This is a genomic window from Amycolatopsis sp. NPDC049688 (assembly GCF_040674975.1).
Classification (GTDB): Bacteria; Actinomycetota; Actinomycetes; order Mycobacteriales; family Pseudonocardiaceae; genus Amycolatopsis.
The window spans coordinates 1,272,628-1,296,445 of record NZ_JBFANY010000001.1 but is presented as its reverse complement, the minus strand read 5'-3'; the positions used below and the strand labels follow the sequence as shown (position 1 = coordinate 1,296,445).

The following is a 23,818-nucleotide window of genomic DNA, read 5'->3' as shown; positions in this document are numbered from 1 at the left end:
TAGCTCAGCCGCCGTGGGTGCGGTCGCTCTGGTAGTCGGTGTAGGTGTACGGGTTGTCCAGGACCTTCGTCTCCGGGACGTCCGGGTTCATCCCCTGCCGCCAAGCCTCCTCCCCCAGCTGCGCGCGCAGGTACTCCACCGTGTCCTCGACGCGCCGCCGGACCGCGGCCAGGTCGACGCCGACCAGCCTCCCGTCGCGCTTGACCACCCGCCCGCCGACCAGCACGGTGTGGACGTCGCCGCGCTGGGCCTGGAAGGCGACGTGTCCGTAGGGGTTGAGCAGCGGGAACGACGCCGGGGACGCGTCGTTCTTCAGCAGCACGACGTCGGCCTTCTTGCCCACCTCGAGGCAGCCCAGGTCCGAGCGGCCCAGTGCCGCGGCGCCGCCGCGGGTGGCCCACTCGACGACCTGTTCCGCCCGCAGCGCCGCGTGCGTCACGGTGTCGCCCTTGGCGTGGGCCTCCAGGTGCTCGCGGGACCGGTCGGCGCCGAGGGTGGCGCGCATGGCGGAGAACAGGTCGCCGCTCCACCACACCGACGTGTCCATCGACAGCGACACCGGGATGCCGTACTTGCGCAGCGCCCAGGTGGGCGGATAGCCCTGGCCGGCGCTCTGCTCGCTTTCGGTGGAGACCGACACCGACCCGCCGGTGGCGGCGATCCGGTGGTAGGAGTCGGCCGACAGCGACGCGCCGTGCACGTAGATCGTCTCCGGGGTCATGAACCCGTGGTCGTGCATCAGCCGGATGCCGTCGTCGCCGGTGGCGCCCCAGACGCCGGCGTGCGTGGTCACCGGGACGCCGAGTTCGCGGGCCGCCTCGAATGCGGGCTTCTCGGGGAAGGCCGGGTCGCCGGTGACGTCGAAGGCGAGCTGGAAGCCGAGGTCGCCACCCGTGCGCCGCGAGACGAAGTCGCGGAACTCCGGCGTGGCCGTCCAGTTCGCCGGGGCGTCCTGGATGTTGCCGTAGGCCAGCACGAACCGGCCGGGGACGGCTTCGAGCGCGTCGGCGGCGGCGTCGGCGTGCTGGGTCGTCTGCAGGCCGTGGGACCAGTCGACCGTGGTGGTGACGCCGGCTTCCAGGGCTTCCAGGGCGCCGAGCAGGTTGCCGGCGTAGATGTCCTCGGGGCGGAACACCTTGCCCCACTCGAGGTAGTACCAGACGAAGTACTGGGTCAGCGTCCAGTCGGCGCCGTAGCCGCGCATGGCGGTCTGCCACAGGTGGCGGTGGGTGTCGATCATGCCGGGCAGGACCAGGCCGCCGGTGGCGTCGATCTCGGTCGTGCCGGGCGGGACGTCGAGCGCGGGCCCGATCGCGGTGATCCGGTCGCCCTCGACGAGGACGTCTTCGCCGGGCAGGACGCGGCGAGCGTCGTCGAGGGTCAGCACCGTACCGCCGCGCAGGACGACCGGGCCGTCGGTGGACTGCGTCATCGCTGCCTCCGTACACTCGTCCGCTCTACGGACACTCAGCGGGCGCAGTCACCTTTGCCCAGTGCCGCGCCGGTGTCAATCCCCCCGGCTACGCTGCTGTGACAACCAGAGCTGCGCTCCGGGGCCGGGGGGCTCCGCCCACCCGGACCCCCCGAAAGAACAGCGGGCAGGACCATCGCAGAGGGAGGTCGCGCATGCCACGCGAGGGAACCGGTCCCGACTTCATCGAAGCGCTGGCGCGCGGGCTCGAGGTGATCACGGCGTTCGGGCCGCAGCGGCCGGAGATGACGCTCGCCGAGGTGGCGGCGGCCGCCGGCCTGGCCCGCCCGACCGCGCGCCGGATCCTCCTCACCCTCGAGGAGCTCGGCTACGTCCGCAGCGACGGGCGGGGCTACGCGCTGACCCCGCGGGTGCTCGACCTCGGCGTGGCCTACGTGCGCTCGATGGGACTGTGGGAGGTCGCGCGGCCGCACCTGGAACGCCTGGTCGCCCGCACGAACGAGTCGTGTTCGATCGCCCAGCTCGACGGGTCGGACATCGTCTACGTCGCCCGGGTCGCGGTGCCGAAGATCGTGGGGCTGAGCGTTCAGGTCGGCACCCGCTTCCCCGCCCTGCCGACGTCGCTGGGCAAGGTGCAGCTCGCCGCGCTGCCGCCGGACGAGCTGGAGGCGGTGCTGGCCCAGCCGACCCGCTCGGGGCTGGTGCCGCGCTGGCAGCCGGACCGCGCCGAGCGCGACGCGGTGCTGCGCGAGGTCCGTGCCCGCGGCTGGGCCCTCACCGACGAGCAGCTCGCCCTGGGCATCCGGTCGGTGGCGGCGCCGCTGCGCGACGGGTCCGGCCGGGTGATCGCCGGGGTCAACGTCAACTGCCACGCCGCCGAAACCCCGGTCGAGACGCTGCTCGACCACCACCTGCCGCTGCTGCTGCAGACCGCCGGGGACATCAGCGCGGACTTCGCCCGGCTCGACGACGTCCCGCACGTCACCGTTCCGGCCGTGTCTTGACCGCGAGCGACCTCCGGAGCAGACTGCGGACATAAGTCCGGCAGGCGGACACGAGTGGAGGCGTTGCGTGGAACCACCCCCCGGCCCGCTGTCCGGGCTGCTGGTCGCGGACTTCTCCCGGGTGCTGGCCGGCCCGTACGCCACGATGCTGCTCGCCGACCTGGGCGCCGACGTCGTCAAGGTGGAGGGCCCGCAGGGCGACGAAACGCGCACGTGGATGCCACCGGTGCGCGGGGACGTCTCGACCTACTACCTCGGCGTCAACCGCGGGAAGCGGTCCATCGCGCTCGACCTGCGCGACGAGGCCGACGCCGCCGTCGCCCGCGAACTGGCGGCCCGCGCGGACGTGCTGATCGAGAACTTCAAGCCGGGCGGCCTGGCCAAGTACGGGCTGGACTACGCGGCGGTCAGCCGGGCCAACCCGGGCTGCGTCTACGCCTCGATCAGCGGGTTCGGGGCCGGCGAGGGCGCGCACGTGCCCGGCTACGACCTGATGGTGCAGGCGATCTCGGGCCTGATGAGCCTGACCGGCGATCCGGACGGCCCGCCGTACCGGGCCGGGATCTCGGTGTTCGACGTCATGGCCGGCAATCACGCGGTGATCGGCATCCTGGCCGCGCTGCGCCACCGCGACGCGGCCGGCGAGGGCCAGCACGTCGAGGTCAACCTGCTGTCCTCGGCGCTGACCGGGCTGGTCAACCACAGCTCGGCCTACGCCGCGGGCGGCGTGGTGCCGTACCGGATGGGCAACGCCCACCCGAGCGTCTTCCCCTACGAGCCGCTGCCGACCGCCGATGCCGACCTGATCGTCGCCGCGGCCAACGACGGGCAGTTCCGCCGGCTGTGCGAAGTCCTCGACCTCCCCGGCGTCCCGGACGATCCGCGGTTCGCCCGCAACGCCGACCGGACGGCCAACCGCGAGCAGCTGCGGCCGATCCTCGTCGAGCGGCTGGCGAAACGCGGCGCGGTGGAGTGGTTCGACGCGCTGACGAAGGTCGGTGTCCCGTGTGGACCGATCAACACGATCGACGGCGGGTTCGCGATGGCCGAGCGCTTCGGGCTCGACCCGGTCGTCGAGGTCGGCGACGGCGACCGCGCGGTCCCCACGACCCGCCACCCGATCCGGTTTTCCGCGACACCGGCGGGCTACCGGCTGCCGCCGCCGGAGCTCGACGAGCACGGCGCCGAGCTGCGGGCGTGGCTGACGGAGGCCGCCGATGGGTGAGCCGGTCTACGAAACCGCCCTCGGTTCGTCCACAAAGGACACCATCACCCTGCTCGGCCGGGACCTGGCCGAAGACGTGATGGGCACGGTCGGGTTCGGCGAACTCGCGTTCTGGCTGGCGACGCAGCGACGTCCGGCCGAAGGGGAAACCCGGGTCTTCGAAGCGGTGCTGGCCGCCTTGGCCGACCACGGCTTCACCCCGACGGCGATCGTGACGCGGCTGACCTACCTGTCGGCACCGGACTCGATCCAGGGCGCGCTGGCGGCCGGCCTGCTGGGCGGCGGGTCGCGATTCCTGGGGGTCACCGAGGACTGCGGCCGGTTCCTGCACGACGTCCTGTCCGAAGTGGACCCGCTGCCCGACGGCGACGAGGGCTGGGACGCACTCGCGCTCGCCACCGTCGAAAAGCGCCGCGCGGAAGGGAAGTTCATCCCCGGGCTCGGGCACCACGTGCACAAGGACGGCGACCCGCGCACGCGGCGGCTGTTCGCGATCGCCGCCGAGGAGGGCCTGCGCGGTCCGCACCTGGAGCTGTTCGCCGCGATCGGCCGGGTGCACCCGCGGGTGCTGGGCAAGACGCTGCCGCTCAACGGCGCCGGCGTCTGCGGCGCCGCACTGGCCGACCTGGGGCTGCCGCTGGAGCTGCTGCGCGGGTTCGCGCTGCTGGCCCGGACGGCCGGGCTGATCGGCCAGCTCGCCGAGGAGCTGCGCCACCCGGTCGCCAACGACATCTTCCTGTCGGTCGACCTGAACAACCGGCCGGTCCCGCCGGATCCGCACGCGTGAGAGGAACGCCGATGCAGCTGGTCACCGAGGACAACATCACCGAGCTCGCCGCGCAGCGCTGGGCGAGCGCGCACGATCCGCGGACGGCGGAGGTGATGGCGGCACTCGTCCGTCACCTGCACGCCTTCGCCCGTGAGGTGCGGCTGAGCGAGACCGAGTGGATGGCCGCCGTGCGGTGGCTCACCGAGACCGGGCAGATCAGCGACGAGAAGCGGGAGGAGTTCATCCTCGCCTCCGACGTGCTCGGCCTGAGCATGCTGGTGGTGCAGATGAACCACGCCTTCGACGCGAAGGCGACCCCGGCGACCGTCCTGGGTCCCTTCCACATCGAAGGATCGCCGGAGAAGGAGTTCGGCGGCGACATGTCCGACGGCCTGCCGGGGACGCCGCTGTACCTCACCGGTTCGGTCCGCGACCTCGACGGCTCGCCGGTCACCGGCGCGGTCCTCGACGTGTGGCAGGCCGACGAGGAAGGCGCCTACGAGTCGCAGATCCCCGACGTCGACGAGGCGCGGCTGCGCGCGAAGTACACCACGCGGGCCGACGGGTCCTACTGCCTGCGGACCATCGCGCCGAAGGGGTATTCGATCCCGATGGACGGCCCGGTCGGCGCGCTCATCCGCGGCACCGACATCAGCCACTTCCGGCCCGCCCACGTGCACTTCCTGATCAACGCCGCCGGGTACGAACCACTGATCACGCACCTGTTCCAGGAGGGCGCGCAGTACCTGGACAGCGACGTCGTGTTCGGCACCAAGCAGGAACTGGTCGTCGCCTTCGAGCCACGCGAGCCCGGGCCGACGCCGGACGGCGGCGAGTCGGCCGAGCCGTGGCTCGAGGCGCGGTACGACTTCGTCCTGCAGCCGGTGTGACCGCCGGTGCGCGCGGCTGAGATCCGCACGCCCGGGCAGCCGCCGGTGGTGGCGGGCCGGGCCGCACCCGAGCCGGGGCCCGGCCAGGTCGCCGTGCGGGTCACGGCGGCGCCGATCACCCCGCTCGATCTGCTCTGCGCGTCCGGCACGTCCTACTTCGGCGTCCCCGCGACGCCGTACGTGCCCGGCGTGCAGGGGGTGGGGGTGCTGGCGGGGACGCCGGTCTGGTTCGCGACGGCGGCGGGCATGCGGCCCGGCGACGGCAGCATGGCCGAACACGCGATGGCCGCGGCCGACGACGTGGTCGCCCTGCCGGAGGGGGCCGATCCCGCGCTGGTCGCGGCGCTCGGGCTGTCGGCCGTCGCGGCGTGGCGGTGCCTGACGGGCACGGGAAAGCTGGCCGGCGGCGAGACCGTGCTGGTGCTCGGGGCCGGTGGTGTGGTCGGGCAGTCGGCCGTGCAGCTGGCGCGGGTGGCCGGGGCCGGGCGGGTCGTGGCCTGCGCGCGGTCGGCCGCCGCGCTGGAGCGGGCCGGGCGGCTCGGCGCCGACGCCGTCGTCCGGCTCGGCGAGGACGACGTCGAATCCCTGGCCCGGCGGCTGGCGGACGCGGCCGGGCCGGTCGACCTGGTGCTGGACCCGGTGTGCGGGGTCCCGGCCGCGGCAGCGCTGCGCACCCTGCGCCCGGGCGGGCGGCTGGTCAACCTCGGCAGCGCGGCCGGCGAGGAGTTCGCGGTCCCGTCGGCGCTGCTGCGCAGCCGGTCGCTGCGGATCCTCGGCTACACGAACAACGAGCTCTCCGCCGACGAGCGCCGCGAAGCGCTCCTGACGGTCGTCGGGCACGCGATGGCGGGCGACCTCGCCGTCGGCTACGAGTGCGTCCCGCTGCACGACGCGGCCCGGGCGTGGGACCGCCCGGGCCGCGTCGTCCTGGTCCCCTAGTTCACTGGCCCCCAGGCCCGGGCTTCGGCACATCGCCGATGTAGGGACCGCTTCCCACCCCGCCGACGGGCGACGGGTCGCTCGGCGGACCGCTCACCGCGGACGCCGCGGGGGCGAGCACGGCGAGCGCGGCCGCGGTGAGCAGAGCGGCAGCTACAGCACGTTTCATCGATGGACTCCTTCGCGTTCCCCCGTATTGTGGCCGCCCCGGCTTCCAAACCGCTTCCGCGGTCACCGACCGGCACCGCCGCTCGTCCGTTCGGGTCCTGTTCGGGCGGATGCCGTGGTCGATGCCGGTCATCCTGTCGTTGGATGTCCGGGGACGAATCCGAGGGGGCCGGGGTGGAGGAACCGAAGTTCCGCGTCGTCGACACGCGACAGCGGTTCCTGTCCTGGTTCCTGCCGCCGGCCGGGGTCTTCGTGCTCGGGTTCGTCGCGCTGCTCGCCGCCGGGCACGTGACCGGGCCGCTGCAGCACATCACCGTGGTGCGCGCGATGATCGCGTCCAAACGGGACTTCTTCGCCGACGAGCAGGTCAAGCGGATCCTGCTGGGCCACGGTTACCGGGTGCAGGTGACGCCGGCCGGGTCGTTCGAGCTGGCCGAGACCGCCGATCTGGACAGCTACCAGTTCGTCTTCCCCTCCGGGCAGGCCGCGGGCGACCGGGTCTACGAGCGCCGCCGCGGCAAGCACGCCATCGGGTACAAGCCGTTCTTCACGCCCCTGGTGCTGGGCACGTTCCGCGACTACGCCCAGGCGCTGGTGGCGGCGAAGGTGGCCCGGCCCCAGTACCCCGGGGACAAGCCGCTGTACTACAGCGTCGAGGTGGACAAGCTGCTGGCGCTCGTCGCCGGCGAGAAGCGCTGGAAGGACTACGACCCCCGGCTGAGCGCGAACCGGCTGCTCGTCCAGTCCCCCGACCCGTGCCGCAGCTACTCGGGTGCCGCGTACGTCGGGCTGGTCGCCTTCGCGCGGTACGCGCAGCCTGCGGCAACGGAAGCCGAGGCGGTCGAGCAGGCCCACGGGATCAAGCCGATGCTGGACGCCGAAGGCCAGCACAGCGACGACATGGCGCCGAAGTTCTTCGTGCCGGAGGGCCGCAGTTTCGCGACGGTCGCCGTCATCTACGAGCACCAGTACCTCACCTACCAGAACCGGCGGCTGGACAACGGCGCCGGGCTCGACACCGACCGGGTGCTGCTGTACCCGAGCGCCCAGCACGAGACCGCGCCTGACCTGATCTCGTTCAGCCCGGAGGGCGACGCCATCGGGTCGCTGCTGATGGCCGACCCCGCGCTGCGCCGGCGGGCCGTGGAGCTGGGGTTCCACGTCTACTCGGCCGACACCGCCCAGTTCGACTTCGCCGGTTACCTGACCCAGCGGCACATCCCGGAGCCGGCGACCGCGACCACCGACACCGAGACCTGGCTGCCCAGGGACGCCCAGTTCCGCCGGATGATCGACGAGATCGGCGACTGCCGGTGGTGAGGGCCGCGCTGGTGCTGCTCCTGCTGCTCGCCGCGTGCAGCCCGGACGAGCCCGGCGGCACGAAGCTGACCGTGCTGGCCGCGAGCGAACTCGCCGACCTGGGCCCGGTGCTGGCCGACCTGCGCCGCGACACCGGCGTCGAGCTGGTCATGGACCACCGCGACACGCTGGCCGCCGAACCGGGCCACGACCTCGCCTGGCCGGCCACCGCCCGGTTCCTGCGGCTGCGCGGGACCGAACCGGGAACGGCGACGTCGATCATGCTCTCGCCGCTGGTGCTCGGGGTGAAGGCGGGCGAGGCGGCGAAGCTGGGCGCGCAGCCGACGTGGGCGGACATCGCCGATCGCGCCGCCGGCGGCGAGCTGCGGTTCGGCATGGCGGATCCGCACGTCTCCGGCAGCGGGATGGCCGCACTGATCGGCGTGGCCACCGCGGCGGCGGGGACCGGCGCGGCCCTGCGCCCGGAGGACGTCCGGTGCGACCGCATCCAGGGCTTCCTCGCCGGCCGGGCGTTCGGCGTGCCCGACGTCGGCGGGGAGTACGTGCGCCGCCAGCACGAGGCCGGCGGCATCATCGCGCCGGAGTCGACGGTGCTGGCGCTCAACGCGTCGGGGCGGCTGCGCGAGCCGCTTGCCGTCGTGTACCCGCGGGACGGGATCGTGCTCGCGGACTACCCGCTGATCCTGCTGAACGCGGACAAGCGTGCCGCCTACGACACGGTCGTGCAGTGGCTGCGCACGCCGTCGGCGCAGCGGGCGATCATGGACCGCACGTTCCGCCGCCCGGCCGACCCGGCGGTGCCGCGCACCGGACCGCTCGCCGCGCCGGTCGGGAATCCGCTGTACTTCCCGGACCGCCAGGAAGTCGTCGACCGGCTGCTGCAGGCCTACGACCGCGCGGGCACCAGCCGTCAGGTGATCTTCGTGCTGGACTACTCGCTGTCCATGGCCGGTCCGCGGGTGGCGGCGCTGCGCCGGGCGTTCGCCGCGCTGAACGGGTTCGCCCGGTTTTCCGTCGGCGAGCAGGTGACGATCATCCGGTTCGCCGGCGAGGTGCTGGAGGAACGCACGGTCACGGTGTCGCGCCGGGAGGACGCCGACGGGCTGCAGGCGGTGGTGGCGTCGGCGGACCTGCGGCCGCGCACGGCGATCTGGGCCGCGCTCGGGGAGGCGTACCGGATCGCGCGGCCGGGGGCGGCGATCGTGCTGATGACCGACGGCGAGAACAACACCGGCCCGGGCCTGGCGGCCTTCCTCGCCGGACGGCACGACGCCGGCCCGACGTACGCGATCCGGTTCGGCGAGGCGAACCCGGCCGAGCTGGGCCGGGCCACCGCCGCGACGGGCGGGCGGGTCGTCGACGGCGACGCGGAATCGTTGACAGAGGCGGTGAAAGAGCTTCGTGGATGCCGATAGGGCGATGCTGTGGTCGGTGCTGGGCTGGTGGGGCTGGGTCTGGGTGGTGACCGCGCTGGCCGCCGTGCTGACGCTGGTGGTGCTGGTGCTCGGCGTGCTGCGGCGCAGCCGTCCGGTGATCCTGCCGGGGCTGCCGTTCTACCTGGACGAGCCGCGGGTGATCGAGATCTGCCAGCAGGGCGGCTACGGCGACATCGCGGAGAAGACCATCCGGGAGTTCGTCAAGCGGAACACCGACGGCTCGTTCGGGTTCACCAGCCAGTGGTTCAAGCTCGGCCGCGGCGCCAATCGCGGGCACGAGACGGAGACGAGCTACGACGTGCACGTCACCGCGAACACCCTGTTGGGCCTGGCGCTGAAGTCCTTGGAGGCCCAGCACGGCGTCGTGCACGCGAACCTGCCGGCCGGGGTGGTGCAGGGCGACCGGGCGTGGCGGCGGACGCGGTCGCCGCTGCTGTCGGAGGTCCACGACGGGTACGTGGTGGTGCAGGGCCGGTTCACCGTCGCCGAGGAGTCCGGCGACGAGGTCGTGCTGCACGCGCGGATCGGCGCGCACGACGCCCGGGTGCGGGTGGCCTGTCCGGACGGCCACCTGCGCCGCCGGGAGGTGCCGGAGGGGCAGTTCAACGCGCGGTGCCTGGGCAAGAGCCAGGCGTGGCGGCCGGACACCGGTGAGCTGGTCATCCTGCCGGTCGCGGTGCTGCAGTAGGCCGTCCGTCCCCGCGGCGCAGGAGCTGGTCAGCGGCCGTAGCCTTCGGCGGCGAGCACCTTCCCGATCTGGTCGTAGACCGCCGGGTCCTCCGGGGCGACCGAGGCCAGGCCGTCGACGTACCGGTTGTACATGCAGAACGCGGCGGCGATCAGCACCGTGTCGTGCAGTTCGACGTCGGTCGCGCCTTCCGCGCGGGCCGCCGCGATCAGCTCCGGGGTCACCGCGCGGCCGGTTTCGCGGACCGCCAGCGCGATCCGCAGCAGGGCCTTGAGCTTCTCCCCCACCGGCGCGTCGTCGACCCCGGCGCAGGCTGCGTCGACCACCGCGCGGCCGCCGTCGAGGGTTTCGGCCGCCGCGGCGGCGTGGCTGCCGTGGCAGAACCGGCACTCGTTGCCGTTCGACACCACCGCCGCGATGAGCTCCCGCTCGCCGACGGTCAGGCTGCTCGGACCGCGCAGGAGGGTCTGCGCCAGGTGGTTGAGCGGGACGGCGGTCTCGGGCCGGAACGCCATCAGGGACCGGATCCCGGGCAGCTGCGGGTCGAGCGGGATGTGCGGCATCGGTTACTCCTCGCGGGGGCGGAAAGATCGTCCCCGCGCAGTCTTTCGGCCTGCGGCGGCCCGGCCAACCTCCGTCTTGCCCAACCGGGCCGCCGCCGAAAGTGCTAGCCGATCGCGAAATCGTCCGCGTAGACGGCACTTTGGCCGTACCAGCCGTGGACGTACACGGTCACCGCCCCCGATGCGCCGGTCGTGAACGGCACCGACAGCTTCGTCCAGCCGCTGCCGGAGGTCCAGGCGCTGGCCGTGGCGCCGCCCCGGACGCCGACGTAGGCGTAGCTGCCCTGCACCCACGCGGTGAGGGTGTACGTGTGGTTGGGGGCCAGCGTCACGTTCTGCGCGGCTTCGCCGGTCGCCGACGCCGAGGGCACGACCTGCAGCGCGTGGGTGCCCGAGTGCGCCGGGGAGGCGACGACCGCGTCACCGGGGGCGCTCCAGGGGCTCAGCGCGCCGGTTTCGAAGCCGCCGTTGACGACGCCGCCGGCGGGCGGGGTGCCCTTGACGGTGAGGGTGAAGGTCGCGCTGTGGCTGCCGGAGGCCGCGGCGCCGGTCACCGTCAGCGGGTAGACGCCGGGAACGGCGGCCGCGGTGGTGCTCACCGACAGGGTCGCGCTGCCGCCCGCGGTCACTGAGCCCGGGCTGACGGAGGCGGTGACGCCGGCGGGGGCGCCGGTGACCGAGAGCGTCACCTGCTGGGCGGAGCCGGACGTCACCGCCGTGCTGACCGTCGCGGAGGCCGAGCCGCCCGGGTCCACCGAGGCCGACGCGGGGTTCGTGGCGAGCGAGAAGTCGTTGCCGGGCACGGAGGTGCCGCCGGTGAAGGGTTCGAAGGCGTGGCTGAAGAACCAGGTGTCCTGGGCGATGCCGGAGCAGTTGTCCGCGGCCGCGCCGCCGGGGCAGCTGCCGTTGTCGCGCTGCAGAGCCCAGAACGACAGGGTGTTGATGCCCTTGGCCACGGCCCAGTTGTAGACCGTGCCGGCGTCGGCGGTGGTGAACGTCTCGGCGGGGCCGAAGTCGTCGACGCCGATCATCTCGGTGACCCCGACCATCGCCCACAGCTGCGCCTGGGTCCTGCCCGGGTAGAGGGAAGCGAGCTGGGAGACCAGGCCGCTCGCGGCGGTCTGGGTGTCGGTGGCCATCTGGTGGGCGGCGTTGTCGTAGTAGTCGAAGGTCATCAGGTTGACCACGTCGACGCGGGTGCCGTTGGTGACGGCGTTGCGCAGCACGGCCAGGCCGCTGTCGGCGAGGCCGTGGGTAGTGGTGGGCAGAGTGTAGGAGATCTGCAGGGAGCGGCCGGAGGCGGCGGCCCAGTCCTGGACCTTCTTGATGGCCTTGTTGCGGCGGTCGATCCCGGCGGAGTTGGTCAGCGAGTTGTCCTCGATGTCCATGTCGAGGCGCGGGACGTCGTAGGTGGTGAGCACCGATTCGTAGGCCGCGGCGATGGAGTCCACGTTGGTGCAGCTGTCGGCGATCTCGGTGCCGGTGTTGTCGGCGGTGTAGCCGCCGAAGGACGGGATGACGTCGCCGCCGCGGGAGCGGATGGTGGCGATGTCGGCGCCGAAGGTGCTGCCGGCGATCGGCATGCCGGTGTCGCCGTTCCAGTAGACGGTGCACGAGCCCTTGGTGGCGGCCTGGATGAACGCCATGGTCAGGTGCTTGGCCCCGGACTGCTGTGCCAGCGCGGCCGGGCTTTCGCCGGTCCAGGCTTCGAAGTAGGGCGCGAAGACGTGGGCGGGCAGCGGGGTGGCGGCCTGCGCGGTGCCGGCCGCGGCGACCAGCGAGCCGGCCGAAACGGCGGTCAGGGCCAGGAAAACGGACATTCGGGCGAACGGTCTGCGTCGACGCATCTGCGCTCCAGTGCCGGCGGGGAGCCGTGCGGCGGCGGTGCACGGCGGGTCGCCTTCAGGATTGGATCAGACCAATCTGTCCGTCAAGGTCTAGACCACTAAACCGGCCGGATGGCCGCCGCGGTTGGTCGGCGACGCAACCGGGGGCGAACACACGGGGTGAGCAACGATCGTGACAAAAACGTTCCAACTGTCGCGGCAGGCCGGTAGCGTCTGCGGCCATGCGGGTGAAGTGGGGGAAGATTGGACAACGCAGAGTGACCAAGCCGTGGCGAGCGGCCCCGAAGGCCGCCCTCTCCAGCCCGCTGACGCTGGTCGTGGCGGCGGTGACGTCGCTGCTGGCCTGTTTCCTCGGCACGGCGGCGGTCCTGCAGGCATCCGCGGCCGGCGGCGCCGCGGTGGCCTACCAGACCGGGATCACCTGCCCCGACAGCTACGGCCCGATGTTCGGCAAGGGCAACATCCCGGTCGCCGACATCCCGGTGCTGACCGGCGCGGTGCAGCGGCACGCCGCCGCACACGGGTTCGGCACGCCGGTGGTGAGCCAGTACACGAACGTGCTGCGTGGCACCGAGTTCAACGGCGACCCGCACTACAAGGTCCGGCTCGCCTACCGCGACCAGGCCGGCCTGGACAACCTGACGCTGCAGCAGGGCACGCGCGCGCCCGGGCTCTGGCTGGGCAACGTCGTGGCCGACGCCGAGCACATCGGAGTCGGGACGAAGCCGAGCATCGGGGGCGCGGCGCTGCCACCGGTCACCGGGATCTACCGCGACCTGCTCGACCCGCCGCCGCGGTGGTGGTGCTCGCAGCAGTCCGGCGCGGTGATCGACCGGCTGGTCGACGACCCGATCGACTCGATCGTGTTCGCCACCGACCGCAGGACCTTCGACGACGCGATCACCGCGATCGGCCTGCCGACGATCCAGTACTTCCACATCTCGTTCTACGAGCCGCCGCCGGCCACCCTCAGCGCCGCGGAGGACCTGCTGCAGCGCAGCCGCGACCTCGTCGCCGACGTCCGCGCCGACCTGACCGCGCAGGGCCGAGGCGCGCTGGTCGCCGCCGACGTCCCGACGTTCGAGCGCTCGGTGCAGATCGCCCGCCAGGCGCAGGACAACGTGTTCGTCTCGATCCTGCCGCTGGCGCTGATCAGCGTCCTGGTCGGCTGCGCCGGCCTCGGCACAGTCGCCCTGCAGTGGTACCAGCGGCGGCACGCGCAGCTGCGGCTGCTCTCCGCACGCGGCAGCGGCCCGGCGGCGCTCGGCGGCCTCGCCGTCGCGGAGCTGGGCCTGCCGATCCTGCTCGGCGGCGCGGCCGGTGCGGTCGCGGCGCGGCTGCTGCTCGGCGTCTACGGACCGCCGGGCGCACCCGATCCGGGCGCGGTGCTGCGCGCGGCCGGGGTCGCGGCGGGGACGCTGGTGGTGTCCCTGGCGTTGCTGGCGCTGGTCGTGGCGGTGCGGGTGCACCGGGAGTTCGAGCTGGGCCGGGTGCGCCGCGGCGCCCGGCGGGTGCGGCTGCTGGCGTACTTCCCGTGGGAGCTGGCGACGGCGGGGATGGCGTGGCTGGGCTGGACGCGGCTGGCGCGCTACGGCACGACGTCGCGGCTGGGCAACCCGCTGCCGCAGGTGGACCCGCTGGCCCTGACCTACCCGGTGTTCGTGGTGCTGACCGTGGGCCTGCTGACCGCGCGGCTGGCGTGGCTGGCGCTGCACGCCTCGCACCGGGCCCGGTTCTGGTCGCGCCCGGCGCTGCAGCTGGCGATCCGGCGGCTGGCCGGGGCCCGTGCCCCGGTGACCGGGGTGCTGGTGATCGGCACCCTCGCGATCGGGACGCTGGCCACCGGCATCGGCATCGCCGACGGCCAGGAGGAGGCGCTCGAAACCAAGTCGGCGATCTTCGTCGGCAGCAACGCCCGCCTCGACACCGACAGCCCGATCGGCATGGGCGACGTGGCGATGCCCGCGTCGCTGGCCGGCACCAGCACGGTGGTCGGCGAGCTGACCGGGACCGGCAGCGTGGTGCTGGTGGTCGACCCGGCGACGTTCGCCCGCGGTGCCGCGGTGGACCGCGTCCCGGACGGCGACCTGGCCGGGCTGCTGCGGAAGATCTCGCAGCCGGACCCGCGCGGCACGCCGGTGATCCGGGTCGGGCACACGGCCAAGCAGGACGCCAAGCTGCCGGACGGCCTGCCCGACGCGGTCGTCGCCGGGGACCTGCCGGTGTTCCCGATGATCGGCACCTCCCCCGGGTACGTCGTCTCCCGCACGGTGCTCAGCCGCGCGCAGCTGGACGGCATTCCGAAGTGGAGCGTGCTGACGACGTCGCCGATGGCGGAGGCGACCACCGCGTTGCGCGCGGCGGGGGTGTTCATCCCGAACCGGATCAGCCGCGAGTCCGCTTTGGACGGCCTGCCGTTCTTCGTGGTGTCGTGGACGTTCTCGTTCGTGGCGCTGCTGGGTGCGGTGCTCGGGGTGGTGGCGGTCCTGGCGCTGCTGGTGGCGGTGGAGGTCCGGCGGCGGCAGAACGCGCTGGCCGGGGCGCTGGTGCTGCGGATGGGCATGCGGCCGCGGACGCTGCTGGCCAGTCACCTGATGGAGCTGGGCGCGCTGAGCGGGCTGGCGATCGTCGTCGGGGTCGTGTGCGGGGTTTCGGTGGCGGGGCTGTCGGTGCCGCGGTTCGACCCGGCGACGTTCCTGGCGCCGCGCTCGGAGCTGCCGGATCCGCTGCCGTTCGTGCTGACCGTCGTGGTGATCGGCGCGGCGGTGGTCGCGCTGGCCGGCTGGATCGCGGTGCGCTCGGTGCGCACCGCCCGGACCGCGGAGCTGATCCGTGCCTGAGAAGCCCATTTTTTCGTTGCGCGGCATCGGGGTCGACTACCAGACCCCGGCCGGGGTGGTCACCGGGGTCGACGACGTCAGCCTCGACGTGCCCGCGCGCGGGCTGACCGTGCTCGCCGGGCCGTCGGGGTCGGGGAAGTCGACGCTGCTGCGGGTGCTGGGGCTGTTCGAGCAGCCCGCGCGCGGCACGCTGACGTTCCAGGGCGCCGACGTCCGCAAGCTGAAGCACCGGGAGCGGCGGGCGTTGCGGCGCCACCACCTGGGGCTGGTGTTCCAGAACCCGGCCGACAACCTGCTGGGCTACCTGAACGTGGCCGAGAACCTGCACGCCGCGGCCGAGGCCGCCGGCGTCGACTGCAACGCCGAGGACATCCTCGGGCAGCTGGGCCTGCACGGAACGGGCGGCTGGAAGATCTCCGCGTTGTCGGGCGGGCAGCAGCAGCGGCTGGCGTTCGGCTGCGTGCTGGCCGCGCAGTCGACGGTGATCCTGGCCGACGAGCCGACGTCGCAGCTGGACGAGGCGTCGGCCGACCTGGTCCTGGACACCCTGCGGTACCTGGTGGACCAGGACTTCGCGGTGCTGGCCGCCTCGCACGACGAACGCCTCATCGACCTCGGCGCGCGGGTGGCCCGGCTGCACAAGGGTTCGCTCGAAGGCGTCGAAGAACGGGAGCCGCTGCCATGACCCTGGTGGAAGCCGTCGGGCTGCGCCGCAGTTTCGCCCACCCCAGCGGGGACATCGAGGTGCTGCGCGGGCTGGAGCTGCGCGTCGGCGCGGGTGAGCTGGTGACGGTGTCGGGCCGGTCGGGGTCGGGCAAGAGCGCGCTGCTGGCCCTGCTGTGCGGGTTCGACTCCCCCGACTCCGGCTGCGTCCTGCTGGACGGCGTCCCGATCACCGGCGCGCCGCCGTGGCACACCTGCGCGGTGCTGCCCCAGGCGCTGGGGCTGGCCAACGAGCTGACGATCGCGGAGAACGTCGCCCTGCCGCTGCGGCTGCGTTCGGACGTGCCGCGCCCGTCGCGCTCGGCGATCGCCGAGCGGGTGACCGAGCTGCTGGAGGAGCTGGGCATCGGCGAGCTCGGCGACCGCTACCCCCTGGAGGTCTCGTTCGGGCAGCAGCAGCGGGTGGCGCTGGCCCGCGCGGTCGCCGGCCGGCCACGGGTGCTGCTGACCGACGAGCCGACCGCGCACCTGGACGCCGGCTCGACCCCGCGGGTCCTGCGGCTGCTGCGCCGGTGCGCCTCGGAGGGAGCGGCGGTGATCGTGGCGACCCACGACGAGGAGGTCCACCGCATCGCCGACCGCCGGGTCCGGCTGCTCGACGGGGTGCTCACCGCGCGGCCGGCCTGACCGGCTCGAACCGATCAGGAATCGAGAAGCGCTGGTCAGCGGGCCGGGAATAGCGTTGCCGACGTACCGCAGACCACGACTTCAGGAGCACCGAAGATGAGCACCCAGGGGATCAAGACCGTCCTGCACCCCGTCACCGACCTGGCCGCGGCCAAGGCCGTCTACACCGCCCTGCTGGGCACCGAGCCGCAGGCCGACGCGCCCTACTACGTCGGCTACGACGCCGAGGGCCAGCACATCGGGCTGGTGCCGAACGGCGCGCAGCAGGGCATGACCGGGCCGGTGACGTACTGGCACGTCGCCGACATCGAGGCGAAGCTCGCCGAGGTGACCGCGGCGGGCGGGAAGGTCAAGGACGAGCCGAAGGACGTCGGCAACGGGCGCCTGGTGGCGACCTTCACCGACCCCGACGGCAACGTCCTCGGTGTGCTGCAGGATCCGCAGGCCTAGGTTCTCAGCCGAGCGCGGTGGCCCGGCTGACCTCCTCCCAGGCGGCCAGGTCCGCCGCGAGGGCCTCGTGGTGGGCGCGGATCGCTTCGACGGCGTCCGCGCCCAGCGCGAGCCGCAGCGGGGCGTCGTCGTCCCCCACCGCGCGGACGATCGCCGCGGCCGCCTTGGCCGGGTCGCCGGGCTGCGTGCCGTCCATGTTCTCGACCGCTTCGCGGGTTCCGCCGGTCGACACGGCGTAGGCGTCGATCGTGCGGGAGCGGTGCATGCGGCCGCCGCCGAACTCGGTGCGGAACGCGCCCGGCTCGACGATCAGCACCCGCACCCCGAACGGCGCCACCTCCGCCGCGAGCGCCTCGGAGAGGCCTTCCAGGGCGAACTTCGCCGCGCAGTAGGCCCCGAAGCCCGGCATGGACAGCTGCCCGCCCATCGAGCTGATCTGCACGACCGTGCCGCTGCCCTGCGCGCGCAGGTGCGGCAGCGCCGCCTTGGTGACCGCGACCGCGCCGAAGAACATGACCTCCATCAGCGCGCGCAGTTCGTCCATGGTGAGTTCTTCGACCGCGCCGACCGAGCCGCTGCCGGCGTTGTTGACCACGACGTCGATCCGGCCGAACGCCTCGAGCGCGGTCTTCACCGCCGCGTCGATCTGCCCGGCGTCGGTGACGTCCAGTGCCGCGGTGCGGAGCCGGTCACCGCCGTGTTCCTGCAGGTCCGCCAGGGTTTCCGGGCGGCGGGCGGTGGCCAGCACGCGGTCGCCCGCGGCGAGTGCGGCCAGCGCGATCTCCCGGCCGAAGCCGGCGGAGCAGCCGGTGATCAGCCAGACGCGGCCGTCGGTGTTCGTCATCTTCGGTGTCCTCCCAGTGGTTTCTCCCTTCCATCCTGGGGACGATCACGGCCGGATGGCCAACACCGATGTCCTGCCGCGGCTACAGTCTGAGCCTGTGACCCCCGAGCTGCGGCAGCTTCGCTACTTCGTCGCCGTCGCCGACGAAACCAGCTTCACGCGCGCCGCGGCCGGGCTGCACATCGCACAGCAGTCGCTGTCCCAGCAGATCACCGTGCTGGAACGCGGCCTGGGCGCGCGGTTGTTCGACCGGGACGCGCGCGGGGCCCGGCTGACCGCCGTGGGGCGGCTGTTCCTGCCGGAGGCCCGCGCGGTCCTGGCCCGGGCCGAGGAGGCGGTCGCGACGCTCGGGCGGGCGGTGCGCGGCGAGATCGGTGACGTCCGGCTCGTCTTCCTCGCCACGACGGCGAACTACCTGCTGCCGCCGGTGGTCCGCGCGGTGCGGGAGCAGCTGCCCGACCTCGCGGTGACCACGGCCGAGGCGTCGATCGCCGAGCTCGTCGCCGGCCTGCGCGAGGGCCGCTTCGACCTCGCGTTCACCCGGCCGCCGCTCGTCGGGGACCTCGCGTCGGAGACGTTGCTGACCGAGGAGGTGTGCGCGGTGCTGCCCGCGGAGCACCCGCTGGCCGGGCGGGCGTCGCTGCAGCTGGCCGACCTGGCCGGCGAACCGTGGGTGCTGACCCCGCGCAGCAGCTGGGAGCCGTGGCACCGCACCTACGACGCCGATTTCGCCGCCGCCGGCTTCACCCCGCGGGTGGTGCAGCGGGCCACGACCGTGCAGGGCCTGCTGGGGCTGGTGGCGGCGGGGGTCGGGGTCACCCGGCTGGCCCGGTCGTCGCACAGCCTCCGCCGCACCGGGGTCGTATTCGTGCCCCTGGACGGCGACATCGCGCGCACGGAGCTGGTGTGGCTGCCGGGCAACGACAACCCGGCGGTGCGGGCGATCGCCGCCGTCGCGGCCGGGCTGGCGGCGGCCACGGACCTGACTCAGGCGGGCTGACCGCTTTCGGTGGGCAGCCCGTGGTCCGGAGCGCGTCGACGAGGACGAGGTCGCCGGCGGCGAGCCCGGCGCGGAGGGCGTCGCGGTCGATGGTGGCGGTCATGGTGGTTCCTTTCAGAAGGTCTTGGCGGTGTCGCGGGCGCTTTCGGCGGCGATGCGGCGGGCTTCTGCGGCGTCGCCGGTGAGGGTGGGGTGGAACCGGATTTCGGTGACGTCATCGAGGCCGGCCCAGTTCAGCCAGCCGGTGAAGAACGGGCCCTGGAAGTCGGTGCCGAACTCACGCCCGAGGCCGGGGGCCCACACCGCGCTGGTGTAGATGACCGCCACACGCTTGCCGCGGCCGGCGAGCAGGCCTTCGTACCCGGTCGCCGGGTCGAGCCCGAACACGAGCCCGGGCTGGGAGACGACGTCGATGAACTGCTTGAGCACGTACGGCACGCCCGAGTTCCACATCGGGACGCTGAACAGGATCCGGTCGGCGGCGTCGAACCGGGCGAAGGCCGCCTTCGCCGCCGCCCAGGCCGCGGCCTGCTCGCCGGTGGGGGTGCCGCCGCCGACGACGGTCATCTTGGCGCGGGCGGCGGCCGGGCCGAAGGCGGGCAGGGAGCCGTCCCAGAGGTCCCATTCGTCGATGTCCGCGCCCGGGTGGTGGGTGCGGTAGCTGTCCAGGAAAGCAGCTGCCAGGCGCAGCGATTCGGACTCTTCCCCTCGTGGGGACGCGGAAATGTGCAGCAGATCGGGCATCTCGGGGCTCCTCGGAGAGCGCCGGGCTTTCGCCGGGCGAAGAATCGGACTAGAGTCCGCTTATGTCCTCGAACCGTAGCGGACCGCAGTCCGCTTCGTCAACACCGGCCGAACTGCCGGTCCTCGGCGCGCCCGTCCGCGAACGGGCGGACGCCGCCCGCAACCGGATCCGGGTCCTGGAAGCCGCGGAAGCGCTCTTCGCCGAACGCGGGGTCGACGCGGTGACCATGGACGACGTGGCGGGCGCCGCCGGCGTCGGCAAGGGCACGCTCTACCGCCGGTTCGGCGACAAGGGCGGCCTCGCCATGGCCCTGCTCGACGAGCGGGAACGCGAACTGCAGGAACGGATCCTCACCGGCCCGCCACCGCTGGGCCCCGGCGCCGGGCCCGCGGACCGGCTCGGCGCGTTCGTCGAGGCCTACCTCGACCTGCTGGACCGGCAGCTGGACCTGGTCCTGCTTTCGGAGACCGCCACGACCGGGGCGCGGTTCCGGACCGGCGCGCACGCGCTGTGGCGGCAGCACTGCCGGCACCTGCTCGAAGCCGGCGGCGCCACCGGCGCCGAGATCGCCGCGGACGTCCTGCTCGCGGCGCTGGCGGCCGAGCAGGTCCGGCACTGGCGGCGCGACCGGGAAATCGACGCGGCCACCCTGGCGGAGTCCCTCGTCGGGCTGGTGCGGACGTGGCTGCCGTGACGCACCGTGTCCGCCGATCGGCCGGTCCGTAGAATCGGGGGCGATGCGACGCCTTCGGTGGTACTGGGGAGCCCTCGTCCTCGCGTGTGTGGCCCTGCTGGCCGGTTTTTTCGTCTTCTTCGGCTCCGAGAGCCAGCCCGGGCGCCCGCAGCCCCGGCAGGGGCCGCCCGGCACCGGCCCGCTCACCGTCGTCGCGATGGGCGACAGCACCGTGTCCGGGGAGGGCGCCGGGCAGTACACCCCGGACACCAACGGGCAGGGCGGCAACTGGTGCCACCGCTCCCCCAACGCCTTCGTCGGGAAGATCGCCGTGCCGGGCATCACCGCGCACGTGAACCTCGGCTGTTCCGGCGCGCCGGCCGAGCAGGTCGCGCTCGGCGACGTCAAGCAGTGGACGGAGGTTTCGCAGGCGCAGCAGCTGGCCGCGCTGGTGAAGGACCACCGGGTGGCCGCGGTGGTGATCGCGGTGGGTGCCAACGACGAGCCGAAGTTCTCCAGCCAGGTCACCGAGTGCTTCAAGGCGTGGTTCAACCCCGGCGGCCCGTCGTGCAGCGACGCGCTGAAGCAGACCTGGCAGTCCAAAGTGGACGCGATGGTGCCGAAGGTGGCGGCCGCGGTGTCGGACGTGAAGAAGGTGCTGGCCGCCGCCGGGTACGTGCCGGCGGACTACCAGCTGATCCTGCAGTCCTACGCGGCCCCGATCGGCCCGGACCTGCCGGAGGACCTGCGCAGTCTCAACGGCTGCCCGTTCCGCACCGAGGACCTGCGCTGGATCGCCCAGACCGGCATCGGCGTGCTGTCCTCGGGCCTCAAGGCGGCCGCCCAGCAGACCGGGGCGCGGTTCCTGGACCTGGCCAAGGCGGGGGTCAAGCACGAGGCGTGCAGTGGCGGCGCGAACCCGGCGACGGAGTGGTTCACCCGCCTGACGCTGCAGCTGGCCGACCTCGGCCAGGCCGAGCGGGCGGGCCACGCGCTGCAGGAATCGTTCCACCCCAACGCCGCCGGCCACGCAGCGATCGCCAACTGCCTGACGGAGTTCATCGCGGCCAAGGACGGCAACGCCGCCTGCCTGGCCGGCGCGGACGGCAAGCTCCACGCGGCCCCGGAGGTCGTGGCCCGCTGAGGTTCAGCCCGCGTACCCGGAGAGTCGGCTCACGTCCCTGGACGGTCGGTTCGCGTATCCGGAGGGTCGGCTCACGAACCGACCCTCCGGATACGCCATCCGACCGTCCGGGTACGTCGCCCGACCGTCGGGGTACGGGGTCAGAGGTCGAGGGCGGCGCGCAGGGCGATGTCGATGCGTTCCTGGACGTCCTGGTCGATCTCCGCGATCCGCTCGTCGAACCACGGGCGGTACAGGCGGGTCAGGTTGAGCGTCGACACCCAGTACCGGGCGTCGATCGCCACGCCGAGGATGTCCATCGGGTCGCGGTCGAGCAGTTCGGTGCCGAGCAGCCAGGGCCGCTCGGACTCGTTCACCCCGTCCGAGGACAGCAGCACCACCGTGCGCTGCCGGGCCGGTTCGGTCGGGGGGTGGTACGTCCAGACTTCACCCCTGCGCACGCAGATCCTTTTCCGCCGCGCTGCGCTCGGCCTCGTCCGATTCCGCGACGGCCGGTTCCGGCTTCTGCGGCGTGTAGCCCGTGCGGACCGCCTCGCGCCTGGCTGCCTTCGACAGCCAGGACGAGACCGAGATTCCGTGGGCTTTCGCGGCGCGTTCGGCGAATTCCAGAGCCCCGCTGTCCAGCGAAAGAGTCACCTTACGTGTTGCCATACCTTTTACCGTACCAGTGCCCCGGTCACCGGAGGGTGCCCCGGAGTCAGAACGTGGGCGAACGTCCCTCGAACGGCGTAGAGAGCACCACCGTCGTGCGGGTCGACACCTTCGCCGCCTCCCGGATCCGCCGCAGCAGGTCCTCCAGCGCCAGCGGCGACTGAACGCGCACCAGCAGGATGTAGGACTCGTCGCCGGCCACCGAGTAGCACGACTCGATCTCCTTGATGTGCTGGATCCGCTGCGGATAGTCGTCCGGCGCCGCCGGGTCGTTCGGCGTCAGCGAGATCAGCGCCGTCAGCGGCAGGCCGATCTGCTCGCCGTCCAGCCGCGCGGTGTAGCCGAGGATGACCCCGCGCTGCTCGAGGCGGCGCACCCGCTGGTGCACCGCCGACACCGACAGCCCGACCCGCTCGGCGAGGTCGGTGAAGCTGCGCCGCCCGTCCGCCGCGAGCTCCTGGACGATCGACTGGTCCAGCGGCTCCAGGCCGCCGGGTGTCATGCGTCCAGCACGACGAGCTCGTGCGGCTGGTTGTTGACCGATTCGACGCCGTCCGCGGTGACGATCACGATGTCCTCGATCCGGGCACCCCACCGGCCCGGCTGGTAGATGCCCGGCTCGACGCTGAAGGCCATCCCCGGCTCCAGCGGCAGCGCGTTCCCGGCGATGATGTACGGCTCCTCGTGCACGTCCAGGCCGATGCCGTGCCCGGTGCGGTGGATGAAGTACTCCCCGAACCCGGCCTCGGCGATGACGTCCCGCGCGGCGGCGTCGACGGCTTCGGCGGTGACACCCGGCTTCACCGCCGCGACGGCGGCCGCCTGCGCGCGCTGCAGCACCGCGTAGGTCTCGGCCACGTCGGCGTCCCGCGGCGTCCCCACGGCGTAGGTGCGGGTGGAGTCGGAGTTGTAGCCGGCCGGCAGCGGCCCGCCGATGTCGACGACCACGACGTCACCCTTCTCGATGACGCGGTCGGAGACGTCGTGGTGCGGGCTGGCGCCGTTCGGGCCGGAGCCGACGATCACGAAGTCGGCCTGCACGTGGCCCTCCTCGACGATGGCCGCGGCGATGTCGGCCCCGACCTCGGCCTCGGTGCGGCCGGGCCGCAGCCACTCGTGGACCCGGGCGTGCACCCGGTCGATCGCCGCGCCGGCCTCCCGCAGCGCCGCGATCTCGGCGGCGTCCTTGCGCATCCGCAGCTCCCGGACGACCGGGCCGGCCAGCGTCTGCTCGGCCTCGCCGAGCGCGGCCCGCAGCGCGAGCACGTGCAGCGCCGGGGTGAAGTCGCTGACCGCGACCCGCCCCGGCTTGCCGAGCCGGTCCGCGACCAGCTTGTAGGGGTCGTCGCCGTCGACCCAGGTGAGCAGTTCGACGCCGAGCTCGTCGGTGGGGACGTCGGCGTACCCGGGCGCCTCCAGCTTCGGCACGACCAGCGCGGGGGTGCCGTCGGCCGGGACGACGAGGGTGGTCAGCCGCTCGAACGAGCCACCGGCCTGCCCGAGCAGGTACCGCAGGTCGGAGCCGGGCGCGATCAGCAGGGCATCGGTGCTCGCGGCAGCCGCGGCGGCGCGGGCCCGGTCCAGCCGGGCACGAAGGGAAGCGGCATCGGGGGCAGGCGTGTGGAGGGATCGGCGCGACATGAAGCCGAGCCTAGTGGGGCGCCCGGGACGGCGGACGCGCCCGGGGCCACGACATGCCGGGCCGGGTGACCCCGGCTCCCCGCTCCCCCGCCCGGGCCGCCGGGGGCGCCCCCCGTTTTCCACGCTACCGGTCACCACCGACAATTCCGGGCCCCCGGAAGCCGAACCCGCTCAGCCCCGAGCCCGGACCGGCCCCCGC

At 73.3% G+C, this 23,818-nt stretch carries 25 protein-coding genes; 15 read left to right on the top strand and 10 right to left on the bottom strand.

The features are described from left to right. Positions 1-4 precede the first annotated feature (4 nt). Positions 5-1,432 carry an amidohydrolase family protein gene (locus tag AB0J55_RS05590; protein ID WP_364243205.1) on the bottom strand — a complete coding sequence of 476 codons (1,428 nt, stop codon included), beginning with the start codon at positions 1,430-1,432 and terminating at the stop codon, positions 5-7. Between the two features lie 194 nt (positions 1,433-1,626). Here AB0J55_RS05590 and AB0J55_RS05585 point away from each other — a divergent pair, with 194 nt between their 5' ends. The 5 genes from AB0J55_RS05585 to AB0J55_RS05565 all read left to right on the top strand — a co-directional run bounded on the left by AB0J55_RS05585 (position 1,627) and on the right by AB0J55_RS05565 (position 6,259). Then, positions 1,627-2,436 carry an IclR family transcriptional regulator C-terminal domain-containing protein gene (locus AB0J55_RS05585; RefSeq protein ID WP_364243202.1) on the top strand — a complete coding sequence of 270 codons (810 nt, stop codon included), beginning with the start codon at positions 1,627-1,629 and terminating at the stop codon, positions 2,434-2,436. Positions 2,437-2,503: 67 nt separating this feature from the next. Further along, positions 2,504-3,661, top strand: coding sequence for a CaiB/BaiF CoA-transferase family protein (locus AB0J55_RS05580; RefSeq protein WP_364243199.1), 1,158 nt, complete (start codon positions 2,504-2,506; stop codon positions 3,659-3,661). Further along, a complete protein-coding gene (locus AB0J55_RS05575; protein ID WP_364243196.1) occupies positions 3,654-4,448 on the top strand; it encodes a citryl-CoA lyase in 795 nt (264 codons plus the stop codon). Before AB0J55_RS05580 ends, AB0J55_RS05575 begins: the two co-directional genes overlap by 8 nt. An 11-nt stretch (positions 4,449-4,459) precedes the next feature. Continuing rightward, the gene (locus tag AB0J55_RS05570; RefSeq protein WP_364243193.1) at positions 4,460-5,320 is read left to right on the top strand and encodes a dioxygenase; all 861 of its coding nucleotides are present in this window, start codon (positions 4,460-4,462) and stop codon (positions 5,318-5,320) included. A 6-nt stretch (positions 5,321-5,326) separates the two neighbouring features. Continuing rightward, on the top strand, positions 5,327-6,259 hold the full coding sequence (locus tag AB0J55_RS05565; RefSeq protein ID WP_364243190.1) for a zinc-binding alcohol dehydrogenase family protein: 933 nt from the start codon (positions 5,327-5,329) through the stop codon (positions 6,257-6,259). A gap of 1 nt (position 6,260) precedes the next feature. Here the strand turns inward: AB0J55_RS05565 and AB0J55_RS05560 are convergent, their stop codons facing one another. Further along, positions 6,261-6,428, bottom strand: coding sequence for a hypothetical protein (locus tag AB0J55_RS05560; protein WP_156081289.1), 168 nt, complete (start codon positions 6,426-6,428; stop codon positions 6,261-6,263). Positions 6,429-6,571: 143 nt separating this feature from the next. On the opposite strand from AB0J55_RS05560, the gene AB0J55_RS05555 reads away from it, so the two are divergent. From AB0J55_RS05555 to AB0J55_RS05545, 3 genes are read left to right on the top strand one after another with little or no spacing between them, the layout of a single operon-like run. Next, entirely contained in the window at positions 6,572-7,747 is a 1,176-nt protein-coding gene (locus AB0J55_RS05555; RefSeq protein ID WP_364243187.1) for a hypothetical protein, read from the top strand. Then, on the top strand, positions 7,744-9,162 hold the full coding sequence (locus AB0J55_RS05550; RefSeq protein ID WP_364243184.1) for a substrate-binding domain-containing protein: 1,419 nt from the start codon (positions 7,744-7,746) through the stop codon (positions 9,160-9,162). The genes AB0J55_RS05555 and AB0J55_RS05550 overlap by 4 nt, the downstream gene beginning before the upstream one ends. Next, on the top strand, positions 9,149-9,871 hold the full coding sequence (locus tag AB0J55_RS05545; RefSeq protein ID WP_364243182.1) for a hypothetical protein: 723 nt from the start codon (positions 9,149-9,151) through the stop codon (positions 9,869-9,871). Before AB0J55_RS05550 ends, AB0J55_RS05545 begins: the two co-directional genes overlap by 14 nt. A gap of 29 nt (positions 9,872-9,900) precedes the next feature. On the opposite strand, the gene AB0J55_RS05540 is transcribed toward AB0J55_RS05545, so the two are convergent. Continuing rightward, positions 9,901-10,434 carry a carboxymuconolactone decarboxylase family protein gene (locus AB0J55_RS05540; RefSeq protein ID WP_364243179.1) on the bottom strand — a complete coding sequence of 178 codons (534 nt, stop codon included), beginning with the start codon at positions 10,432-10,434 and terminating at the stop codon, positions 9,901-9,903. A 104-nt stretch (positions 10,435-10,538) separates the two neighbouring features. Continuing rightward, positions 10,539-12,254, bottom strand: coding sequence for a glycosyl hydrolase family 18 protein (locus AB0J55_RS05535; RefSeq protein WP_364243177.1), 1,716 nt, complete (start codon positions 12,252-12,254; stop codon positions 10,539-10,541). A gap of 284 nt (positions 12,255-12,538) precedes the next feature. Here AB0J55_RS05535 and AB0J55_RS05530 point away from each other — a divergent pair, with 284 nt between their 5' ends. The 4 genes from AB0J55_RS05530 to AB0J55_RS05515 all read left to right on the top strand — a co-directional run bounded on the left by AB0J55_RS05530 (position 12,539) and on the right by AB0J55_RS05515 (position 16,921). After that, complete coding sequence (locus tag AB0J55_RS05530) at positions 12,539-15,121, top strand: FtsX-like permease family protein (protein ID WP_364243174.1); 2,583 nt, start codon at positions 12,539-12,541, stop codon at positions 15,119-15,121. Beyond that, positions 15,114-15,806, top strand: coding sequence for an ATP-binding cassette domain-containing protein (locus AB0J55_RS05525; RefSeq protein ID WP_364243171.1), 693 nt, complete (start codon positions 15,114-15,116; stop codon positions 15,804-15,806). The genes AB0J55_RS05530 and AB0J55_RS05525 overlap by 8 nt, the downstream gene beginning before the upstream one ends. Next, positions 15,803-16,471, top strand: coding sequence for an ATP-binding cassette domain-containing protein (locus tag AB0J55_RS05520; protein WP_364243168.1), 669 nt, complete (start codon positions 15,803-15,805; stop codon positions 16,469-16,471). Before AB0J55_RS05525 ends, AB0J55_RS05520 begins: the two co-directional genes overlap by 4 nt. A 96-nt stretch (positions 16,472-16,567) precedes the next feature. Further along, a complete protein-coding gene (locus AB0J55_RS05515; protein WP_364243165.1) occupies positions 16,568-16,921 on the top strand; it encodes a VOC family protein in 354 nt (117 codons plus the stop codon). A 4-nt stretch (positions 16,922-16,925) separates the two neighbouring features. Here the strand turns inward: AB0J55_RS05515 and AB0J55_RS05510 are convergent, their stop codons facing one another. After that, positions 16,926-17,765 carry an oxidoreductase gene (locus tag AB0J55_RS05510; protein WP_364243162.1) on the bottom strand — a complete coding sequence of 280 codons (840 nt, stop codon included), beginning with the start codon at positions 17,763-17,765 and terminating at the stop codon, positions 16,926-16,928. 97 nt (positions 17,766-17,862) lie between these two features. Here AB0J55_RS05510 and AB0J55_RS05505 point away from each other — a divergent pair, with 97 nt between their 5' ends. After that, a complete protein-coding gene (locus AB0J55_RS05505) occupies positions 17,863-18,765 on the top strand; it encodes a LysR family transcriptional regulator (RefSeq protein ID WP_364243159.1) in 903 nt (300 codons plus the stop codon). A 114-nt stretch (positions 18,766-18,879) separates the two neighbouring features. Here the strand turns inward: AB0J55_RS05505 and AB0J55_RS05500 are convergent, their stop codons facing one another. Then, positions 18,880-19,509 carry an NAD(P)H-dependent oxidoreductase gene (locus AB0J55_RS05500; RefSeq protein ID WP_364243156.1) on the bottom strand — a complete coding sequence of 210 codons (630 nt, stop codon included), beginning with the start codon at positions 19,507-19,509 and terminating at the stop codon, positions 18,880-18,882. A gap of 62 nt (positions 19,510-19,571) precedes the next feature. On the opposite strand from AB0J55_RS05500, the gene AB0J55_RS05495 reads away from it, so the two are divergent. After that, a complete protein-coding gene (locus AB0J55_RS05495) occupies positions 19,572-20,204 on the top strand; it encodes a helix-turn-helix domain-containing protein (protein WP_364243153.1) in 633 nt (210 codons plus the stop codon). Between the two features lie 43 nt (positions 20,205-20,247). Beyond that, complete coding sequence (locus tag AB0J55_RS05490) at positions 20,248-21,327, top strand: GDSL-type esterase/lipase family protein (RefSeq protein ID WP_364243150.1); 1,080 nt, start codon at positions 20,248-20,250, stop codon at positions 21,325-21,327. Positions 21,328-21,467: 140 nt separating this feature from the next. Here AB0J55_RS05490 and AB0J55_RS05485 read toward each other — a convergent pair whose 3' ends face one another. Genes AB0J55_RS05485 through AB0J55_RS05470 form a run of 4 tightly spaced genes read right to left on the bottom strand, consistent with a single transcriptional unit; the run spans position 21,468 to position 23,619 of the window. Next, positions 21,468-21,767, bottom strand: coding sequence for a hypothetical protein (locus AB0J55_RS05485; protein ID WP_003092405.1), 300 nt, complete (start codon positions 21,765-21,767; stop codon positions 21,468-21,470). Next, a complete protein-coding gene (locus tag AB0J55_RS05480) occupies positions 21,754-21,978 on the bottom strand; it encodes a hypothetical protein (RefSeq protein ID WP_206788328.1) in 225 nt (74 codons plus the stop codon). The genes AB0J55_RS05485 and AB0J55_RS05480 overlap by 14 nt, the downstream gene beginning before the upstream one ends. Before the next feature lie 46 nt (positions 21,979-22,024). After that, positions 22,025-22,480, bottom strand: coding sequence for an Lrp/AsnC family transcriptional regulator (locus AB0J55_RS05475; RefSeq protein ID WP_003092399.1), 456 nt, complete (start codon positions 22,478-22,480; stop codon positions 22,025-22,027). After that, positions 22,477-23,619, bottom strand: a complete 1,143-nt coding sequence (locus AB0J55_RS05470) for a Xaa-Pro peptidase family protein (RefSeq protein ID WP_364243145.1) — start codon at positions 23,617-23,619, stop codon at positions 22,477-22,479. Before AB0J55_RS05470 ends, AB0J55_RS05475 begins: the two co-directional genes overlap by 4 nt. Between the last annotated feature and the right edge of the window lie 199 nt (positions 23,620-23,818).

Bases quoted from the DNA above. Each gene is read 5' to 3' on its own strand.
- AB0J55_RS05560 (WP_156081289.1), bottom strand. From the start codon at position 6,428: ATGAAACGTGCTGTAGCTGCCGCTCTGCTCACCGCGGCCGCGCTCGCC.
- AB0J55_RS05520 (WP_364243168.1), top strand. From the start codon at position 15,803: ATGACCCTGGTGGAAGCCGTCGGGCTGCGCCGCAGTTTCGCCCACCCC.
- AB0J55_RS05570 (WP_364243193.1), top strand. From the start codon at position 4,460: ATGCAGCTGGTCACCGAGGACAACATCACCGAGCTCGCCGCGCAGCGC.
- AB0J55_RS05575 (WP_364243196.1), top strand. From the start codon at position 3,654: ATGGGTGAGCCGGTCTACGAAACCGCCCTCGGTTCGTCCACAAAGGAC.
- AB0J55_RS05495 (WP_364243153.1), top strand. From the start codon at position 19,572: ATGTCCTCGAACCGTAGCGGACCGCAGTCCGCTTCGTCAACACCGGCC.
- AB0J55_RS05490 (WP_364243150.1), top strand. From the start codon at position 20,248: ATGCGACGCCTTCGGTGGTACTGGGGAGCCCTCGTCCTCGCGTGTGTG.
- AB0J55_RS05470 (WP_364243145.1), bottom strand. From the start codon at position 23,619: ATGTCGCGCCGATCCCTCCACACGCCTGCCCCCGATGCCGCTTCCCTT.
- AB0J55_RS05540 (WP_364243179.1), bottom strand. From the start codon at position 10,434: ATGCCGCACATCCCGCTCGACCCGCAGCTGCCCGGGATCCGGTCCCTG.
- AB0J55_RS05475 (WP_003092399.1), bottom strand. From the start codon at position 22,480: ATGACACCCGGCGGCCTGGAGCCGCTGGACCAGTCGATCGTCCAGGAG.
- AB0J55_RS05500 (WP_364243156.1), bottom strand. From the start codon at position 19,509: ATGCCCGATCTGCTGCACATTTCCGCGTCCCCACGAGGGGAAGAGTCC.
- AB0J55_RS05535 (WP_364243177.1), bottom strand. From the start codon at position 12,254: ATGTCCGTTTTCCTGGCCCTGACCGCCGTTTCGGCCGGCTCGCTGGTC.
- AB0J55_RS05590 (WP_364243205.1), bottom strand. From the start codon at position 1,432: ATGACGCAGTCCACCGACGGCCCGGTCGTCCTGCGCGGCGGTACGGTG.
- AB0J55_RS05510 (WP_364243162.1), bottom strand. From the start codon at position 17,765: ATGACGAACACCGACGGCCGCGTCTGGCTGATCACCGGCTGCTCCGCC.
- AB0J55_RS05480 (WP_206788328.1), bottom strand. From the start codon at position 21,978: ATGGCAACACGTAAGGTGACTCTTTCGCTGGACAGCGGGGCTCTGGAA.
- AB0J55_RS05555 (WP_364243187.1), top strand. From the start codon at position 6,572: ATGTCCGGGGACGAATCCGAGGGGGCCGGGGTGGAGGAACCGAAGTTC.
- AB0J55_RS05585 (WP_364243202.1), top strand. From the start codon at position 1,627: ATGCCACGCGAGGGAACCGGTCCCGACTTCATCGAAGCGCTGGCGCGC.
- AB0J55_RS05515 (WP_364243165.1), top strand. From the start codon at position 16,568: ATGAGCACCCAGGGGATCAAGACCGTCCTGCACCCCGTCACCGACCTG.